The following is a 19723-nucleotide window of genomic DNA, read 5'->3' as shown; positions in this document are numbered from 1 at the left end:
GCAGAAGCCTAAAGGTATTCATTCGATTTAGGTTTCCATTCGCCTGATCGTAGGAATCCAAATCGCAAAGCGGTAGCACTACGGTTTCGCCCGAGTGCGGCCACACAGTCGAAGCCTGTTTGCTTACGGACGTAAATCCAGAGGCTTGATCTCGGTCCGATCCTTGATTAGTCCCAGCAAGTCATCCTGTCGGGCCTGCCCCAGCGTCAGCCGATACTTCGCGAGGCCGACCAGCATCTGCTTGGTCCTGGGCACGTCGCGACTCAAGGGGTGGTCTAGGAGCCTTCGCTGGATCTTGTGAATTCCAGGATGGATCCAGTGCGGGGCGAACTCCGTGTTGGAATCTTCTGGGTGTGCCGCGACGTCTGCTGCGGCAACGGCGAACAGAGTCTCCCACGGGTCCGTCACCCCGGGCTTCAGCACCTCTGCGCCGTGGGCGTCGGCAACATTCTTGCGCACCGCATGCCCCAGATACCGGTGTACCCGCCCCTCGCGCTGTTCGAAGTCAACGGGGTTGCCGGGCACGTTCCAGTGGATGACCGAGTGCGCCCACCAGTGGAAGTCGATGCCTTCCTGACCCACCGACGTGGACGCCAGCACGAACGGCCAGAAGGGGCTGTTGAAGGCCCGGCGGACGTCGGGCATACGGTTGCTGTCGCCGTCGTCCGTCTTTGCGTTGCTGTAACGCACGGCGAAGCGGACGCCCATGCGGAGGTCGTCGTGTGATTTGTCGGGATACTTGGCGAGCATCTGGGCCGGCTTGAGGGACAAGGAGCGCCGGATGTCATCGGCCAGCGCCCACAGCTGTTCGGTGGTGATCTCTCCAGGAGCCTGCTGGCTGCGAAGCTGGAAGACGTACTCGTCCAGCACAGCCTGGAGGTTTCCGGCTTCACAGTAGCGCAAGACCTTCTGCCAGTAGTCGCCTTCGGGATAGAGCTTGTCAAGCAGCTCTGTGGCGTCGAGCCGGTTAAAGAGCGTGCGCAGGCCGCTTGCGGCAAACACGGCGGACTTCCACAGCTCAGGGCCGTCGAAGTCGTCGGGCACCACGCGCCTCAGGGCACGGTAGAGGCAGTTGGCGGGGGAGTTGACGGCCAGGTCCTCAAGCCCGTCCTCCCAGCCCGCCGGCTCACCGGCCACGGCGCCCAGCATCCGATCAACGTGTGCCAGATAGAGCCCGGCCTCGGAGCCACCTTCCTGCTCGGTGTCGCCGCCGTCCGAGGCTTTGCCCTGCTGCTGGGTGTACTCGTCCAACTGACGCAGCTCCCGCGTGGCCAGTTTGGCATTGTTCTTCCACTTTGCCGGCAGGGCGCCCGGCACCGCGAAGTAGGACGCCCAGGCACCGAGTCGGCTGGCCGGGTCGACCACGGCGCCGCCCACCATCGCGGTGCCAGCCGCTGCGGCGGCAGCCCGAACAACATCGCCGGGCACCACGGAACCACTCAATGAGGCACTCTCAAGCGGATCACCTGCAACGGCCAGAGCAGAATGGGGGATGAACAGAGCCAGCGTGGACATGGCCTGAGGCTCACCGTCGCGGACGCGGAACCGCAGTCGGCCGCGAAAGCGCTTGCGGGCCTCGGCGGAGTTTTCACCGTGCAGCGGCGACCCCTCAAGGATCTGCCGTTCGGCTTCGTAGGAGAGCATTGTGGTGATCGCCGTCGGGGCGGCGTTCCACGCGGAGAAGACCAGCTGCTTCGTGAGATCCGAACCCACCTCAGCGAAAGCGCCGGAAGGCTCTACGTAGGGGAGAGACGGCGGCATCCACAGCAGTTTCCACCAGCCCCGGCCGACGGTGTGTTCCCGCACGGCCCGGAACTTGGCATTGTCGGTCTCCACTGCCCCGTATCGGCGGTAGGCCTTGGGGTCGATGGTCGCGAGGGCCGGCAGCACCGGGTCAACGGCTTTGCGGTCGCAGTGGATCCTGCCGTCCAGCATCCTGCCAACCTTGTAGTCGGTGAGGAAGTGCGCGAACATCGGCACGGATTTCCAGTATTCCATCGGGTTGCCGGTGCGCGTGGCCCGGAACAGGGCGGTGAGGGACTTGTAGCTGGTGAGGTCCCCGGCCCGGACATCCGTTGGTGCCATCTCGATCACGGACAGCATGTCGTCTTTGCCGAGCTGTGGCCGCTCCGTGCGGCTCATGAACAGTTTCAGGCTGTCCTCGATGCGGAAGGTCAGCGCATCGTCAGAGACCTGCTTCAGCAGCTGCGTCCGCCGGTCATCCAGATCGGCTTCGAGGCCTTCCATGTACCCCGGCCGCTCACTGCTCAGGAAACGCAGCAGCTGCCGGAAGTCTGCGGCGTGGTCGTCGCCGTCTGCTTCGTTCGCACCGGTGTGCGCCTTGTATGGCGTGGCGGAGAGCAAGATTAGTTTGGCGCCCTTGTAGTTCAGGAACTGGCGCGCAAGCTCGGCTGCAGGATCCTCGTCGTCGGGCGCGGTGCCGGGAGAGTAAAGCAGATCGCGGAAGCGCTGGAACTCGTCCAGAATGATCAAATCAGGCTCCAGACAGTCCAATCCGGCCTGGGCGAGGTCTCCACGGAGCCCTCCGATGATGGCGCTCATGCGGAGCCGGACATTGTCAGTTCCGGCGGTCAAGGCGTCGCTCATCGCCGTTTCAAAAGCGGCGAAATTTCCGCTCTTCGTGGCGAGCTGTCTGAATTTGTCACACACCGAGGTGACGAACCCTTCGGGATGCAGTTCGGTGAGGCGTTTGATTTCCCAGCTGAATCCGGGAACGCCAGCGCCCGCCCTCAACAGCTCAACCGCGTCATCCCGGCGTTCGGTAGTGATCACTCCGAGCTGTTCGAGGATCCGAAACAGCACAGCCCGTTCTCGCGCCTGGCCGGTTGCCCCGCCGACGTTGAACGACGTGCCCGGCGTCAGCGAGATGAAGTTGACCCGCTTCCGTGTTCCTGGCGCCGCCGGAGCATTGAGCTTGGCCAGCTCGGCAGGCAGCAGCGTCAGCCGGCCCGACTCGATGATGTCCTTCTGCCCGGTGACGTTCAGCCGCCCGATGTTCTGCTTGGCCAGGTCAGCATTGGAACAGACGTAGACGACGTCGATGCGGTCCACGCCGGAATCCGGCCGGTCGAGCCGCTCGATCGCCTTCGCGACGACGCCGCGGGCCACCATGCTCTTGCCCAGCCCGGTTTCGTCCGCGACGAGGAAGCGGTCCGCCGGCTGGTCATCCAGATAGAGGCGCTTGAAGACGTGTTCCACGGTCCGGCGCTGAAAGCCCCTCAGGCCGTCCAGCGCGGGCGTTGCATCAAACCCCATGAAGTCCCCCCATGTCCAATGCTTCGGTGGCTGCCGTCCAGAGCGCGTGCAGCTGCTGGATCTCCGGGTCATCGCCTCGAAGGGCGAGCAGCCGGTCCATCACTACCTTCAAATCAGGGAAGACCGAGCCAGCGTCCGGACCTGCCATCGCGCCCACCATCGCCTCGAAGAGTCCCGCAGTGGAGCCGTCTCCGAACCCGGATCCGGCGAACCATCCAGTGCCAGTCCCGGAACCCGGAAGGGCATCCTCCGGCGTAAGGAACAACAGCAGGAACTGCCGGAGCTTCTGGGGGTCGTCCAGCTGGCGGGCGATAATCTCATCCAGCCGTCCCGCAGGATCGGTGCGCAGACTGCCCTGGATCACGGTGCTCTTGGACAACCCGGCCGCCGGGTCCTCCAGCGTGAGCACCAGATACGGGGTCACGTCAGCCAGCGGTATGGCGTGGAAAACGTGTTCGTGCTGGCCGCCGGAGGACTCGACGACGGCGCTTGGCTGGGGGAGCGAAAGGAGCCGAAGCTTCGCGTGGAACTCGGGATTGGGCGACCAGTCATGCGTGACGGTCACCGTGAACGTGTTCGCGTCGCCGTCGGGGACGGCATCGAGGAGAAACTTCTGCGCTGCCGCGTCCCGCAGCGCATTCTCCAGCCGGAAGGCGGCCACGTCCTCCTCCGAGCGGGCTTCACCGCCAGTGCCCAAGTAGTCGGCGAAGGGCACGTCCTTGAGGCTTTCCCTGATGCGCTGCACCCCCAGGCGTTTCTTGGCTCCCCGCATTTCCAGCAGGAACTCCACATTCCTGGTGAAGCCCGCTTCGGTGGCGTTGGCCGAGCCAAGGAGCGCGTAGGTGAAGTGGTCGTAGTCGCAGAAGTAGGCCTTCGCGTGCAGGCCGGTGAGACCGTCGGCGACGCGCTGGATCCCCGACTCGTCCACATCGCTCTGCCCTGACTGCGACGATTCGGGAATGCCCAGCTCATCGAAGGCCTTGAACGACGTGCGGGTATCGGCAACCGTCTGTTCCTGGAGAAGGCTCAGCTGATCGTCGCGCGAATAGACATAGAGGTTCCGCGTCCACGTGTCCTGCAGCCGGCCGATGAGTTTGTCATCGACGAAGGGCGAGATGACCAGTTTGTCGTAGCCCAGGAATGCGGCCTTCCCGGTTTTGTTATTGAGAGCGATGAAGTTCTCCGGATCGCGGAGGTGCGCCACGATCGAACCCTGTTCGAAGTCTTCGCCCATACCCATAGGCCGGAATGCCAGCCGATGGATGTCCTCAGGTAGGTCCCAGCGGACGTTCGCAAGGCGCGATGCGAGTCCGCGCACCCTAGCCAGCCGCCCGGCGTCGGGCGTCACGGTGCAGAGGGCGGGGAGTCCGGCGATGAAGCGTGCCAGGGGTCCACTGTCCGGGCCGGCGCCCTCGGCATCGTGAACGGGTTCGCCGTCCAGCCGGACGAGGAGGTCCCAGCTGGCGTCGGTGGTGAGGTTGCGGCTGCTGCACAGGAATCGGTAGCGGCGCTCGGTGTCGTTTTCGAATTCAAGGAGCCAGATCTTGGGGTGGAACAGCCCGCGCCGGACGCTGACCTGATGGACCATCGGCTCCAGCAGTGCGAGCAGGTCCGAGGCGTCCGAGGGCGCCTTGATGTGGCCCGCCTGGCAGAAGATGTCTACGCGGTCGGAGACTTTGCGCAGGGCGCTGAGCACCGCCACCGGATTGGTGAATTCTTCCCCGGAGCCCGCGATGAAGCTCAGCGGTACCGACAGGGCGCTGGTCATGTCCAGGGTGAAGGTGGTGCCCACGGCGTGGGAGAGCCGGAATCCTGCCGGCGGGCGCAGCTGCTGGGTGAGTGCCTGCCTGTTTGCTGCCTCAAGCATTCGACTGCCCTTCCAGCGCGAGCCCGGCGTGGATATCCAGGACGTTTCGCCGCACTTGTGCCCAGCGGAAGGACAGAGACGCGACCTGCGCCGGCGGCTGCCAGGCGCGGAGCCGGCGTTCGTTGCGGAACCGCGAGTTGGACTTTTTCATGAGCTTCTCTCGGATTTCGACGGTGGCCCGAAATTCTGCGTTGTCGATCAGTTTGCTGGGGCTCAGGGCTGCCTCGGCCATCTGCCGGGCGAAATCGGCGGTGTTGCCGTTGATACCGGGGTTCAGCGCCTTGGCACGGTCGAGGTAACCGTTCACGTCCCATCCTGCGAGGAGCTCGCGCTTGCTGCCCCGCTGGTCCTCCCACGATTCAAGGAGTTCCTGCGTGGACTCCAGCGTGTCCTCACCGGCGTTGAAAACGGACGCCGAGCGCTCGGCGAGCAGGTGCTGGTAGAGGATCGTGGCGCCGTTGTGGATGAAGGAGAACGACTCTGCGTCGTTGAGCCACTGGGCGGGTTCACCCTCCGCGCTGCGGCAGGACGGGTCCAGCCAGGGAGCCCAGAGTCCAGGGGTGGGGCTGACTTCAGACCCGACGACGTGGGCCAGCATGGTGCCGGGGCAGGTGGTCAGGATGCGTTCCTGGAGCCAGCGGGCCTCGTCGTGGGACAGCATCAGCCCGCGGTCCTCCGCCTGCGGGAAGCCGGCAGGAGGCTTGGGGAGAGTCTGGTTCCAGACGGAGTAGTTGTTTTCGCCGTCTTCAGGCGAGGGGGCGTCTGCGCACATGAGCTGGGCAACGGCGGAGCGGTCTGTTTCGGGATTCACGATCCCGTAGCGGCGCAGCGCGGTCCAGTAGGCGGCGGAGGGCAGCTGCTGGACGTTCCGGCCAGCGTCGCGGCCGATGTAGCTTTCTTCGCCGAGCTCCTTGAGGCGGCCGATCAGCTGTCGCTCGGATTCCTCGGCCCGATTGCGCAAGTCGTCGGGGTTGCGAGTGCTTTTGTGGGCAGTGAGGTAGGCCCACGGGACATGGAGCATGTAGCGGGCACCGAGATGCAGAACGGACGTTCCCGGGAAGAGACTGTTGCTGATGGCGTCTCGGAGCTGGCCCATGCCGAGGTCATCGGTGGTTTCCGGCGTGCCGAAGAGCTTCACGAGCTCGCGCATCTTCGAGTTTTCCTCGGTGGACGCGTCGAGCCAAGAGATGAGGGATGTCATGTGGGTGAGGGGCTCGCTTCTGCTGCATCTGGCCGACGGGTACTGCTGTGCACGATAGCGCAACAGCGCAATTGTGCCCCCAGCCTGCGACATAATTGGGCAGGCAGCCAAGTCCATGGGCGCGGGCACAAGTATCAATGTCCGGCGTTCCTGCAACACTATGTAAAACTGGCATCCGAACAGCGAGAAAACTACACGGGGGATTTGCATGAGCGTTGCTGCCGTCACGACCGGGCAGGCACAGCCCACTGGGGTTCCTACAGAAGGGCAGCTGGTTGAGGTCCGGGGATCCCGCTGGGTCGTCACAGATGTCCAGCGTCAGGGACTGACTCGCAGCCCGGCAGACGAAGGTATCCAATCCAGCCAGCATGCCGTGGCACTCCAATCGGTCGAAGACGACCGGTTGGGGCATGAGCTCAAAGTGGTGTGGGAACTCGAGCCCGGACGCATGCTCGTCCCCAACAAAGACTTGCCGGACAAGATCGATGGCGATCGTTTCGACGATCCGGAGACGCTCGCCGCCTTCATCGATGCGCTCCGCTGGGGTGCAGTTACCTCTGCGGACGCCAAGCAGTTCCAAGCTCCCTTCAGGAGCGCAGCGAACGTTGAGGCCTATCAATTGGATCCCTTGCGCCGCGCTCTCGAGGCGTCACGGGCCAATCTCCTGCTGGCCGACGACGTCGGACTCGGCAAGACGATCGAAGCCGGTCTCGTAGTTCAGGAACTTCTCCTCCGCCACCGTGCCCGCACTGTCCTCGTTGTCTGCCCTCCGAGCCTCTGTCTGAAATGGCAGGACGAAATGGAAGATAAATTCGGTCTCCGGTTCGAAATCATCAACAGTGAATCTATCGTTGCTGTGCAGAAGACGTACGGACCCCAGGCCAACCCTTTCCTCTTGTACCCCCGGGCGATCGTGTCGATGGCCTGGCTCTCCCAGCCCCGCGCGCAGCGGATGCTCCGCAACATCTACTCGGAGGTCAAGAACCCAACCAACGCCAGGCAGTTCGCCTTCGACATTCTCGTGGTCGATGAGGCACATCACGTGGCACCGTCATCGCCGTCCGGCAAGGGGGGCGGCGGCTACGCCGTCGACAGCCTGCGGACCATTGCGGTGCGCGAGCTCGCTGAAGCCTGCGAGAACCGGCTCTTCCTCAGCGCCACTCCGCACAATGGCTATGCAGAGTCGTTTACAGCGTTGCTGGAGATGATTGACCCGCGCCGCTTTGCACGCGGCGCGGCGCTGGACCAGGAAGCACTCAAGGCCGTCGCGATCCGCCGACGGAAGGACGATCTTCCAGAAAAGGGATTCAAGCCCCGCGAAGTCAAAGCTCTTCCCTACACGCCGACCGAGGACGAGGCAGACGCTTATGAGCGGCTGCTCGAGTTCACCACCAGGCGGGACAAGGCTGCGAAGCAGCGGACCGGTTCAAGCGACCTCGTGACGTTGCTGCTGAAGAAGCGGTTTTTCTCATCCCCTCCAGCCTTCGCCATGACCGCGGAAGCCTTCGTCTCCACCAACGACTGGAAGTTCGCCAACCAGTCCGCCGGCTACGACGAAACCCTCGGGTCAGAGGCCGCTGACGAAGAAGAAGGCCTTCTGGAACACCCGGAGATGCAGGCTCTGGAAGCCGCACGCTCCGGACAAAAACTGTCAGCCGAGGACCGGGACCTCCTGCAGGAGCTCGCCGCATGGGGCCGCGAGTACGAAGGGAATGCGAACTCCCGCCTGGACACCGTTGTGAAATGGCTCGACGGCGTCTGCCGCACCGCCGGCCCCAACGGCACCAGGCTGTGGACCGATGAACGCGTGGTGATTTTCACCGAGTACGTGGACACCCTGAACTGGGTCCGGGACGTGCTGCAGAGCCACGGGTACACGGATGGCAGGCTCGAGGTGATCGAAGGCGCGACGGACAAAGAAGAGCGGGAGCTGATCCGGGCACGGTTTAATGCGCCGCCTTCAGAGCAGCCGGTGCGGATTCTGCTGGCGACCGACGCCGCGGGTGAAGGCATCGACTTACAGGAGCATTGCCACCGCCTGATCAACTTCGACATTCCTTTCAACCCCACCCGGCTGGAGCAGCGGATCGGCCGAATCGACCGGTACGGCCAGACTCACAATCCCCAGATCTTTCACTTCACGCCGGTCGGTGAGTCAAAGGCACTTCTGAGCGGGGATGCAGCGTTCCTCGCCCGCATCGCCGACAAGATCGCCCGGGTCCGCAACGACTTGGGCTCCGCCAACGAGGTAGTCGCCCCGGACATCCAGCGGCAGCTCGGCGGCTGGGACATCCCCAAAGCAACGCCGAAGAAGAATACGGCCGAAGAAACCATCAACAAGATGCTCGCCGGCGGTCAGGAACTGAACCGCAAACTGACCCACTTGGAAGAAGGGCTGGAAAAAGACCGCAGCGAACTGCACCTGACTCCGGCGAATCTCCAGCGGGTTGTGGCAACCGCGCTCGACATGGATCGCCAGCCGCCATTGAAGGACGCTGGCAGTGAAGATACCGATGCGCCCGTCTTCGAGGTACCGGTCCTGGAACCACGCTGGTCACGAACCGTCGATGCGCTCGCCACTCGCCTCAATCCCGGTCTCCAGCGCAGGATTACCTTCGACGCCGAGGGAGCCAAGGGAGACAGGGACCTCGTCCACGTCCATCTGGGGCATCCCCTGGTCCAACGGTCCTCCCGGATTCTCCGCTCCGAGATGTGGAACCCCGACGCGCGCATCAGCCGGGTCACTGCAGTCGTGGTGGAGGGGCTTCAGGAGTCCTTCGTCTCGGCTGCTAGCCGCCTCGTGCTGGTGGGCAAAGGCGGTCTCAGGCTCCACGAGGAAGTCTTCTTTGCAGCAACACGGCTCAACCGCCGCCAAGCGATCGCGCAAGGCAGCGTCGAGAAACTCCTTGCCGACGCGCTCGATGCCGGACGTTTGGTGGAGGCTCCGGAACCGCACCGGATCGCCTTGGCAGAAATCTGGAACAGCGAGGCGGAATCGGTCTCGATGAAGCAGCGCGTCCAGCAGATTGTGGATGAGACTGCGGCGAAACGCGCCGACAAGGTCCGTGGGGCTTTGGAGTCCCGGCGTATGGAGGACCGTAAGAGAGTCGATGAAATTTTCAGCCGCTTCAAGAACACCCTGCAGGGGACGCTGACCGGTCTGAAGGAAGCCGAACAGGACATGAACATCCCGCTTTGGGACGACGCCGAGAAGAGGCAAAGGGAACAGGACGTTCTCCGTATCAGGGTCAGACTCGATGCATTGGAGAGCGAAAAAGAAAAGGAACTTGCCACAGTGGAGCGTCGTTACCAGGATGTGAGTCCGCAAACGCTGGCGGCCGCCGTTGTATTTGCTCTGACCCCAGAAGACGCTCGGCTTTCGGTTGAAGAAGCACGGAACAGGTGGGCCAAGTAGTGATGAACTTCGCAACACGCAGCGCCCTGCAGAAGAGGGCCCAGGAATCACATGCCACCTGGATCCAGGCCTTTGACACTGAGGGTCCGTTCATTTCGATCCCGGTCGCCAAGAAGACTTGGGGCGACGTGGTTCCCCGGCTCTCTGCCGAGGCCCACGAGGCATTTCGGCTCCGTTTTGCCGACTTTGTGAAAGCTTACGACGCTCTGGATGCGGCCCGGCTGAACGCGCTCAGCGGACTGTCCGCAGCCACGGATCGGCTCGAGGCCCAAGAGGGACTTTTCCGCGAGATTCAGGGGGAGTGGGTCTCCTTTGTCTTGCGGGACCTGGCGAAGTGGGGAGAACGATTCGAGACGTTCACAACCCCGAATCCCGTATTTGCTGCCCATAGCCCCAATGGCACCGTCACAACGTCAGCGAGCGGCCGCTTGCTGAGGGACGGCAAGCCATACGCTTTGCTGCTGACCGTCGACCCCGTGGACAGTCTCCGCCAGGACGGAAAGGATGGCTGGTCCGCGAATCTCATCGATCGGATGGGGGAGATGCTGCGAACCGCCGAGGTAGCCTCCGGCATCGTCACAGACGGCCGGTGGTGGTCAGTCGTCTGGGCCGACACCCGCAAGGACACAACAAGGGTCTCAACCATCGGCAGCGGTATCACTGATGGCTTGAACTGGGCCAGCGACCTTCTCGCCCGGGACGCCTACATCAACCTCGTCAGCCTTAAATCGCTTTCCGGGGCCGACGAAAGCCACCGGCTCGACGCCCTCATCGGCGACAGCCTGCTCGACGCCGAACAGATCACTGAGTCTTTGGGAACCCAGGTCCGCGGCGCCGTCGAACTGCTGATCCAGGCCTTCTCCGAAAGCTCGCTGAACGCACGCAAGCTCGGACTGCCCGAGCCGCTGCCGGCCGAGACACACCACGCTTATGAAGCTGCCGTAACGGTCATGATGCGTGTCGTGTTTCTGCTCTTCGCCGAGGAGAGAGGCCTCATGCCGAACGGAGAAATGTACCGCACGGCGTACTCGATGGCCGGCCAGCTGGACGAACTGGATGAACGCAGACGTCACGACGGCGACGAGTCACTTGACCGGACCGAGGTGTGGCACCGGCTGCTGGCGGCAAGTGCAGCTCTTTATGAGGGAGCGTCCTTCGACGACGTCCGTATGCCGGCATACGGCGGATCGCTTTTCGACCCCGAGCGTTTTCCCTGGATGGAGGGGACAGGCTCCACCGGGCTGGCTATCCGTGTCAATGACAGGGTCATGCTGGAAGTTCTGCGGTCCGTTCAGTACGCCGAAAGCGGAAGCGGCCGGACAGCAACGCGACAGAAGCTTTCGTTCCGCGACATCGATGTGGAACAAATCGGCTACATCTACGAAGGTTTGCTGGGCTACACCTGTAAGCGAGTGCCCGAAGGACAGATCGTCCTGGGCATTGTGGGTAAGCCGGGATCAGAGCCGGAAATCTCCATCGACAAGCTGGAAGAGCTCTACCGGGAGGTCGACGGCGACGATGCCGCCTTGGCGAAGAAACTCATCGAATTCTGGAAAACTGACCAGCCCAGTGCCGTAGCGAAATCGCCCGCGCAGCTGACGAAGATCCTCGCCGCCATTGAAAACTCTCAGACCGAGGCAGTCGACCTCAAAATCCGGCATCTCATTGAAGAGGACGAGCGGCGCAGCCAGATCGCCAGCTGGGGCAACCTCATCCGGCGCGACCTCCGCGGCATCCCTTTCGTGGTGTCCGAAGGCGGGCTCATCGTCCAGGAAACCAAGTCCCGCGCCAACGCGGGCGCACATTACACCCCTCGATCCTTGGCCGAGGAAGTAGTGCTTCACGCCCTGCAGCCGCTCTGCTATGAGCCGGGACCTTTGCAGACTGCGGATTCGACGGCCTGGAAACTCAAGAGCTCGACGGAGATCCTGAACCTTCGTATTGCGGACATCGCAGCCGGCTCAGGAGCCTTCCTCGTAGCCGCAGCACGATACCTGGGTGAACGGCTGCTGGAAGCATGGCAGCAGGAATCCGCAGCTAGCGGGGACACCACCGGCCGCGACCTCAACCTAGCGATTCGCGAAGTGGTGTCCCAATGCCTGTACGGCGCGGATATCAACGAGATGGCCGTCGAGATGTGCAAACTCTCGCTCTGGCTAGTGTCGCTCGACCCCAAGAAACCGTTCAGTTTCGTTGATGACAAAGTCCTGCACGGAAATTCCCTATTGGGACTGACCGACGTCAAACAGCTGCGGGGGCTGCACATCAATCCGTCAGCTCGACGAATGGCTAACCCCGGCTTCACCGTGGACGTAGACACTCCCCTGCGCAAGGCCGCAGATATCCGCGCGAAACTGGCGACGCCTATCGCTGACCAACCCGAGCTTGATCCGCAGAGGAGCGCGAAACACAAGAAGGCGCTACTTGCGGAGTCGAAATCGGTTACCGATCAGCTCCGCACGATCGCCGATGGGATAGTTGCTGCAGGCCTGAAGGTGGGAGGAAAGCCCGGAAACGCGCATGACGCTGCTTACGAGAATCTCTCTCTTGCTCTGTTAAAGGCCTATCCAAATTCTGTTGCTGACGCCGAACCGGGGATGCTCGAAGCTATCAACAAGTCGGGCCTCACTCCGACGGTTGAGACAGACTACGAGCGTTGGAAACCCCTCCACTGGGTGATCGAGGTTCCCGATGTCATGATCGGACATGGTGGATTCGACGCCGTTATCGGGAATCCGCCCTTCTTGGTTGATAAACGAATCTCTTCCTCAATGGGAGACAACTGTCGAAACTATTTGATCGAATCCATCGCCAGAGGGGTCCGAGGGAAGACGGACCTCGTTGCGTTCTTCTTCGGAAGAACTTTTGATTTGGTCAGGAGAGGTGCCCTCTTGGGCCTGGTCACGTCGAAGGTTATAGCCGAAGGCGACACTCGAAAACTCGCAATGGATTTGCATATTCCGGCCGAGGGAACCATCGTACGGTCCCGAAAATCCACTAAATGGCCCAGCATTTCGGCGAGTGTATATATAAGTCAGTTGTGGGTGGCATGCCTGCCTGCCGACGAAGTCACTGGCTTGAGATTTGCCGATGATACCCCGTGCCCAGAGATATCGAACATGCTGGAACCGGCCGAAGAGGTTTTCGAGCGACCATTGAAGCTCAAATCGAATAGTGACCTTGCTCAGAAGGGCTCAGATTTTTTGGGCCGTGGATTTCTAGTTTCCCCCCAAGCTGCTAAAGACATGATCACTGCAGATCCTAGGAATGCTGAGGTCTTGAAGCCGTGTCTAAATGGATCTGAGCTTTACGACAGCCCGACTCAGACTGGAACCAGATGGATCATCGATTTTGGAAACTTGGCCGAGAGCAAGGCCTCGACTTACGAACTGCCTTGGCGCCATGTTCTTGAGTGGGTTCGCCCCGAACGGATGAAGAAGGACCCCCAGAAATATCCCCGAATGGTGTTCGAATGGTGGAAGTTTTGGAATGATAGGTCCGCGCTCTACAAGCGAATAGAGTCTGCTGAGTTTGTGTATGCAATCACTATTACGAGTAGAACGATGGTTCCCGTCGAAGTCGACAAAAAGACTGTATTCACGACTGCATTGGCCATCTATACCGCCCATTCTGCGGCCTGCATGACGCAACTCTTCTCGTCTTTTCATTGGCTGTGGGCGGTTACCCACGGTTCAACGATGAGCCAAGATCCCAGATACACTCTTGGGGATGTGGTACAGACATATCCATTTTCTACGAGCTCGCCAGACATGGAAAATCTCGGTAAAAAGATTGCCGCATTTATTCCTGAGGCTACTAAGAGGCGAAATATTGGCGTCACGGAGCTAGCTAACTTGGCTCACAGCAGTCGTCATCAAAATGACGAAGATGCCGAAAGGCTCAGGCGTTTGATTGAAGCTGCCGACGCACAAGTTGTCCAACAGTACGGGTGGGACGATCTCAATTTGGAATACGAGGTCACTGAGTACCGAGCCATCCAAAGGTGGTCATTTCCGGCAGAGCTGCGAGGGGAGATCTTGAAACGACTGCTTGCTGAGAACCATCGCCGCTCGGCGTTGGAAGCGGAGGCTGAGGTCGGCAAACCCAAGCGAATAACGGGACCCAGGAAAGAATCACAGCTCGTCGATGCTCAGGAGAGGATGTTCTGATGTCAACTTCATTTGAAGCACGTGAGGACTTCGTGGACCTGCTTCGACTCAATCTTCTTGGGCCGCGCCTAGGGGAAGGTGAGACTCTGACCCAGAGCCCGCGAGATGCCTACCTCGTGGGTGCGTTGGCGCCGTCTTCCTTGGAACCTGACGTGGTCAACGGCGACGTGCCCCTTTCGCCGGAAGACGCGGGCGACGAAGCTGCCCAGCGCCTTGCAATGGCTGACCCAAAAGCCCAGCGCGGCGTCGCGGTTGAAGCGGAAGAAGACAACGAGGACGAAACCGAGGACGCTGATGACTCGGGGGTAAAGACCGTGAAGAAGGGCTTGATGGCGCCCTCATCCATGGGCATCCGCTTCCAACTTCCTGCCGAGGTGACAGCGGTGCGTGTGATTGCTTCGTGGGGCCGCTACAACACGAGCACGGTAGTTTCGGAAGCGCCCGCGGAAACGTCAGTCGGCGTGCAGACCAAAAAACCCCGGAGCGCCTATCAGCGCGAACCTTTCAAGATAGAAGCGACGCTTACGCTGGATGAAATGGCGCCCGGGGTGACCCAGCGCGTTGATCTGTCCAAACCAGTGATCCTCCAAGTGGATCGGTATCTCCAGGACGACGGGACCCAGCTGATCGAGCTGGCCCTCTGCAATGACCTGCCAACTTCGGCCAAGATCCCTCTGTACGACTGGCTGTTCCAGACCCACGTCGTAGTAACCGCCGTTGACGGCTCGCCCGTCTTCTTGCCGAGCCATGACTACCTTAGCGATGACATCGAGCCGCATCTGGACGACGAAGAAAAAGCCCTGGCCTTGCAGTACCGCAACCGTCTGGAGTTCGCTGTCGGCCGCACATGCTCGGTGACGTGGACTGCGGACGAGGGTGCGCGGAAGGCGAGGTCCGTGGAGACCTCCTGGCTTCCCGTCGCCGAAATTCCGCAGACCCAGGCGCCCTCCATGAAGGATGTCGAGCTGGACATGGATATCCTCGCCAACATCAGCTCGGACGATGTTGCTGCTGCTCTCATGCCCATGGTTGATGGATATGCCATCTGGCTCGCTGACCAGGAGGCAAAGACCAAGGCTCTTCCTGACAACCTGCGCGAAACGGCTACGGATCTCATTGAAACCGCCGACTACGCCAAGAACCGGCTAGCCGAGGGCATCCAGTACCTCGCAGACAACGAAGTGGCCTTGGACTGTTTCCGCTTCATGAATGCTGCCATGCGCGATCAACGCTTCCAATCCCAGGTCGCACAGGCTCGGGCCGCGGGGGAAGCCAATTCCCTCGAAAGCTCGAAGCAGCATGTGCGGGCCGAGACCGGCTACAGACCGCCGGCTTGGCGCGCATTCCAGCTCGCCTTCATCCTGATGCAAATCCCCTCCATGGTGGAACCGCACCACCCCCGTCGATCAAGCGCTGCGGCGAACGTCGAGCTGCTGTTCTTCCCCACCGGTGGTGGCAAGACTGAGGCGTATCTGGGCCTGGCCGCCTTCACCTTCGCCATCCGGCGACTGCAGGGATCCCTTAAAACCGGAGATGAATCCGCACAGTTGGAGGGCGAGTCCGGCGTCGCCGTCCTCATGCGCTACACCCTCCGCCTTCTCACTGCGCAGCAGTTCCAACGCGCAACGGCGCTGGTGTGCGCTGCCGAAATGATCCGCCAGGGCGACACCGAAAAATGGGGCAGCAAGCCATTCACCATCGGGCTCTGGGTGGGCATGAACGTCAGCCCCAAGCGCTTCGACGACGCCAAAGAGCAGATCGACAAAGTCCGGGCCAACAACAGCGCCAAGGCGCACGGTCTCACCGTTCTCCAAGTGAGCCGCTGCCCGTGGTGCGGAACCGCGATCGACGGCCGCAGCCATGTCGAGGCAGATGCCGACCGTCAGCGCATCTACGTGTACTGCGGCGATGATGAGGAAGACTGCCCCTTCACCAAGGGAAGAAGCAGCAAATGGGAGAACCCGGGTCTGCCGATTCTGACGGTGGACGAGGAGATCTACCGACACCCGCCAACCTTCCTGCTCGGCACCGTGGACAAGTTCGCCCGGCTCTCCCGGGAAGGCGAAGCCGCAAGCCTCTTCGGCTACGTACGGAAATACTGTGAACGCCACGGCTACGTCCACGCGGACACCAGATCTTGCGGCGGGGCGGAGCGGCACAATGCCAAGGGATCGATGCCCGTCGCCAACGTTGTTGACTGCGACCGCCTGCGGCCCCCGGACCTCATCATCCAGGACGAACTCCACCTCATCGCCGGAGCATTGGGAACCGCCGTCGGACTCTTCGAATCCGTGATCGACGTTGTCAGTTCCTGGACGGATGCCGAGGGGCGCGAAGTGCGCCCGCTCATCATCGCGTCGACCGCGACCGTGCGAAACGCGCACGAGCAGGTTCGGGCGCTCTACGGGCGGACGCCGAGCGTGTTTCCGCCGCAGGTGCTGGATGTCGAGGACACCTTCTTCTCGAAGGAACTCGCCGTCTCGGAACAGAACCCGGGCCGTCGCTACATCGGCGTCTGTGCACAAGGCGTGCGTCTCACCACCGCGGAAATAACGCTGGCATCATTGCTGCTCCTGTCCGGTCAGAAAGTCCTGGATGATTTCGGCGAAGCCGCTGATCCCTACATGACGCTGGTTGGCTACTTCAGCGCAACCCGGGAATTGGCCGGCATGAGCCGCTACGTGGCCGACGACGTAGCAACGGCCGTCGGCCGGCCGCGTGAAGACTCAGGCTTTTCACAGCGGATCCTGGGCTATCAGCTGCAGTATGGCGAGCTGACGTCGCGCATTTCGTCCGACGATATTAAGTCGACCCTGGACAAGCTGGCCGTTGAGTTCGATCCGGCTGTCCAGTCGACATCAGCCCGCAAGGCTTGGCGTGAGGCCAGGGACGCGGGCAAGAGCCCTGATGCACGGAAGGGACCGTATCCATACGACGTGGTACTGGCGACGTCCATGCTTCAGGTGGGCGTCGACGTCGGCCGGCTGGGACTGATGCTGGTCGTCGGACAACCCAAAAACACGGCCGAGTACATTCAGGCGTCGTCCCGCGTGGGACGTGTCGCGAGCAAACCGGGAATCGTGGTGTCGCTTGGAAACTGGACACGGCCCCGCGACCTGGCCCACTTTGAACAGTTCCAGCACTATCACGACACCTTTTACTCACAGGTGGAGCCGCTATCCGTGACCCCTTATTCCGAAACATCGATGGATCGTGGGGTGGCGGGCCTACTGGTCGCGGCAGTGCGGGTGATCGAGGGAGCTTCGGGCGGTGATTCACTCAACCCGGAACAAAAAGCTGGACTTGTTGCTGGCCGATACTCTGCGGTTGAAAACATCATCGCGAGGCTTGTCTCCCGTGTGGAGTCGGCCTCCGATGAACACCAATCCGAACGCTTCAAGGATCTGATTCAAATGAGGCTCAACCATTGGGACTCCAGGGCGAAGCAGACTGCCCATGACTTGGGATTCACTAAGCCGACGAGCGCCAACGCCAACGCCAGTGCGTTCCTGCTGAAGAGCCCCGAGGAACTTGACTCCAAGAACATGGACGACTTGTTCCGCGTGGCAAACTCCATGCGTGAAGTCCAACCCGAGATCAATCTTCTCGTCAGCCCCGTAAAAGAGAACCTTGTGGCGAATGAAGCCAGGCTTGGGGCGGTTGAATGGGTTTTCCCTGTTGAGGATGGTGCCAAATGACTGAACAACTAGTGTCCGACACGTCTGTAAACATTAATCCCGGTGTGAACCTTGATCCGCTGGGCGATGCCGAGGTTTCGAGCAGCAAGAACCGCGCGAAGGTCAGCGGGCAGAGACCGAACGCGCTGCTGTACTCCTCCGGTGTGGGGGCCGTCGTCGATCTGCCCAACATGACGGTGATGCCGGCCGGACTCGATGCCTGGGATACGATCTACGCCCGTCGGGAGCACCAGACGACCATCAGCGAGCCGAGGCTTCTTGACGTGGTGCGTGGGCACTTGGGACCCCAGGTCGAACAGCTTCGCCCGTTCCCTTGGCAGCCCACCGCAAACAGCCACAGAGATGAAGGCAAGGACCTGGGTGTACCTGCGCGGGTGTTCCCGCAGTGGTTGCGCTGCACCGGATGTGACCGGTTGGCCCGGGTGTCCAGCTCGGTTTTTACTTACAAGAACACAAACCCTTTTAGGCCCGATCAGGCCGGGTTCACGCATGAAGGCTGCCCGGGGCGGTCGAAGGCTGTTGCCGCTGTTGACGGGGCTCCGAAGCCGGACAAGAAGGGAGCTGCGCGCCCTGCCGTGCCGGCCCGCTTTCTGCTGGTGTGCACCAACGGCCACGTGGACGAATTCCCCTACCAAGAATGGGTACACCGGGGCGGGAAGTGCATCAAAGCCTCAGGTGCCCCCTCACTCAGGCTCCAGGACCTGGGAAGCTCAACCCTGACGAAGATCACATGCTTGTCTTGCCGCGAATCCCGGTTCATGAACGAGGCCTACGGACCCGCCGCTCACGACAAGCTGCCACGGTGTAGGGCCAGGCACCCTCACCTCGACTGGTTCGACCCGAAGGGATGTACAGAGGAAGTCAAGACCCTCATGATCGGTGCCGCAAACCTGTGGTTTTCATCGCTGGTATCGACCCTAGTGTTGCCCCGGAAAATCGACCGCTCCGCAACTGAAGTGGCGAGAGAGTTGAAGGGAGCGCTATATGCGGGTGACCTCGCTCAGGTTCAGTCAATTGTGCCGACAGGCCTTATGGGGGTGCTCAGGGACCTGATTAAAGCCAAGTGTCAGGTCCCTGTTGAAGATCTGGCCGACGAGCTTCTGCTCGAAGCCGTAGGGCTAGCCGCCGGCGGAGAGGACTTGACCAATGTCCCCGACGTGGACTCGGCAGCATTCGATCAGGTCAAACTCTTGGACCCGGAGTGGCGTGTCCTCAGTGATCCCAGTCAATTCCCCCAGATCGCGGCTACATCGGATTTTCAAATCTCCGATGTTCTGCCACCCGCAGGCGTTGGGGGACTGGTTGCCGGTGTAGGAGCAGTCAACAAGCTCAAGAAGGTCAACGCCATAGTCGGCTTCACACGGATTGATGCCTTGGATCGGATCTCGGATCACAAGGGCCGCGTCGTGCCACTGCGCCGAACCAAACCAGAATGGGTGCCGGCGACTGAAGACCGCGGAGAAGGTATCTTCATACGGTTCGACGAGGACACTGTTGCTGCCTGGGAGAAGCAGGTGGAGGGGTCCGTCGTGTGGGAGCGTCACCGCCAGGCGCACACCCGAAACTGGGCCAATAGGCTCTCTGACACGGCGGGGGCCGGGACAGCGGATGAGAGATTTCCGCCACCGCGTTTCTGGGCGGTCCACACCTTTTCGCATGTTTTGATTCGCCAGATGACGCTTCGGAGCGGCTACAGCTCCGCAAGCATCGGAGAACGGCTGTACGCATGGAAGGGTGATGGGGTGCTGCAGCCTGCTGCCGGTGTCCTGATTTCTACTACCGCGCCGGACTCTGAGGGAACCCTTGGCGGCTTGGTAGCTCTTAGTGATCCCACAAAGCTGGGTAGGTTGATTCGGGATGCACTCCTCCGGGCTTCACGGTGCTCTTCCGACCCCGTCTGCGCCCAGCGTGTGCCTCATGATCCAGAGGACTTCCTGCATGGCGCTGCGTGCCACTGCTGCCTGTTCAACTCCGAGACGTCTTGCCAGAACTCCAACAGGTTCCTTGACCGACGATTTATGGTGGACCTTCCGGCGTCGAGCGAAGCCGGTGGCGAAAAGATCCCGAGCCTGTTCCAGGCACTCTTGGAGGAATGAC

Annotated in this window: 7 protein-coding genes; 4 read left to right on the top strand and 3 right to left on the bottom strand. The window is 61.5% G+C overall.

From position 1 onward, the window contains the following. Positions 1 to 123: 123 nt before the first annotated feature. From AC1DDH_RS16345 to AC1DDH_RS16335, 3 genes are read right to left on the bottom strand one after another with little or no spacing between them, the layout of a single operon-like run. The gene (locus AC1DDH_RS16345; RefSeq protein ID WP_476955842.1) at positions 124 to 3276 is read right to left on the bottom strand and encodes a DEAD/DEAH box helicase; all 3153 of its coding nucleotides are present in this window, start codon (positions 3274 to 3276) and stop codon (positions 124 to 126) included. Beyond that, a complete protein-coding gene (locus AC1DDH_RS16340) occupies positions 3266 to 5143 on the bottom strand; it encodes a phospholipase D family protein (protein WP_476955841.1) in 1878 nt (625 codons plus the stop codon). Before AC1DDH_RS16340 ends, AC1DDH_RS16345 begins: the two co-directional genes overlap by 11 nt. Next, positions 5136 to 6344: a DUF6361 family protein gene (locus AC1DDH_RS16335; protein ID WP_476955840.1), complete on the bottom strand. Its 1209-nt coding sequence runs from the start codon at positions 6342 to 6344 to the stop codon at positions 5136 to 5138. Before AC1DDH_RS16335 ends, AC1DDH_RS16340 begins: the two co-directional genes overlap by 8 nt. A 208-nt stretch (positions 6345 to 6552) precedes the next feature. Between AC1DDH_RS16335 and drmD the strand changes: the two genes are divergently transcribed. The 4 genes from drmD to drmB are packed head-to-tail and all read left to right on the top strand — an operon-like array spanning position 6553 to position 19722. Next, a complete protein-coding gene (gene drmD, locus AC1DDH_RS16330) occupies positions 6553 to 9759 on the top strand; it encodes a DISARM system SNF2-like helicase DrmD (protein WP_476955839.1) in 3207 nt (1068 codons plus the stop codon). A 2-nt stretch (positions 9760 to 9761) separates the two neighbouring features. Further along, on the top strand, positions 9762 to 13928 hold the full coding sequence (locus AC1DDH_RS16325) for an Eco57I restriction-modification methylase domain-containing protein (RefSeq protein ID WP_476955838.1): 4167 nt from the start codon (positions 9762 to 9764) through the stop codon (positions 13926 to 13928). Beyond that, on the top strand, positions 13928 to 17626 hold the full coding sequence (gene drmA / locus AC1DDH_RS16320; RefSeq protein WP_476955837.1) for a DISARM system helicase DrmA: 3699 nt from the start codon (positions 13928 to 13930) through the stop codon (positions 17624 to 17626). The genes AC1DDH_RS16325 and drmA overlap by 1 nt, the downstream gene beginning before the upstream one ends. After that, on the top strand, positions 17623 to 19722 hold the full coding sequence (drmB, locus tag AC1DDH_RS16315; RefSeq protein ID WP_476955836.1) for a DrmB family protein: 2100 nt from the start codon (positions 17623 to 17625) through the stop codon (positions 19720 to 19722). Before drmA ends, drmB begins: the two co-directional genes overlap by 4 nt. The last annotated feature ends 1 nt before the right edge of the window (position 19723 follow it).

This window comes from Arthrobacter sp. 10T425, assembly GCF_056393985.1.
The sequence above is the reverse complement of the archived record's forward strand: the minus strand, read 5'-3'. Positions and strand labels throughout refer to the sequence as shown.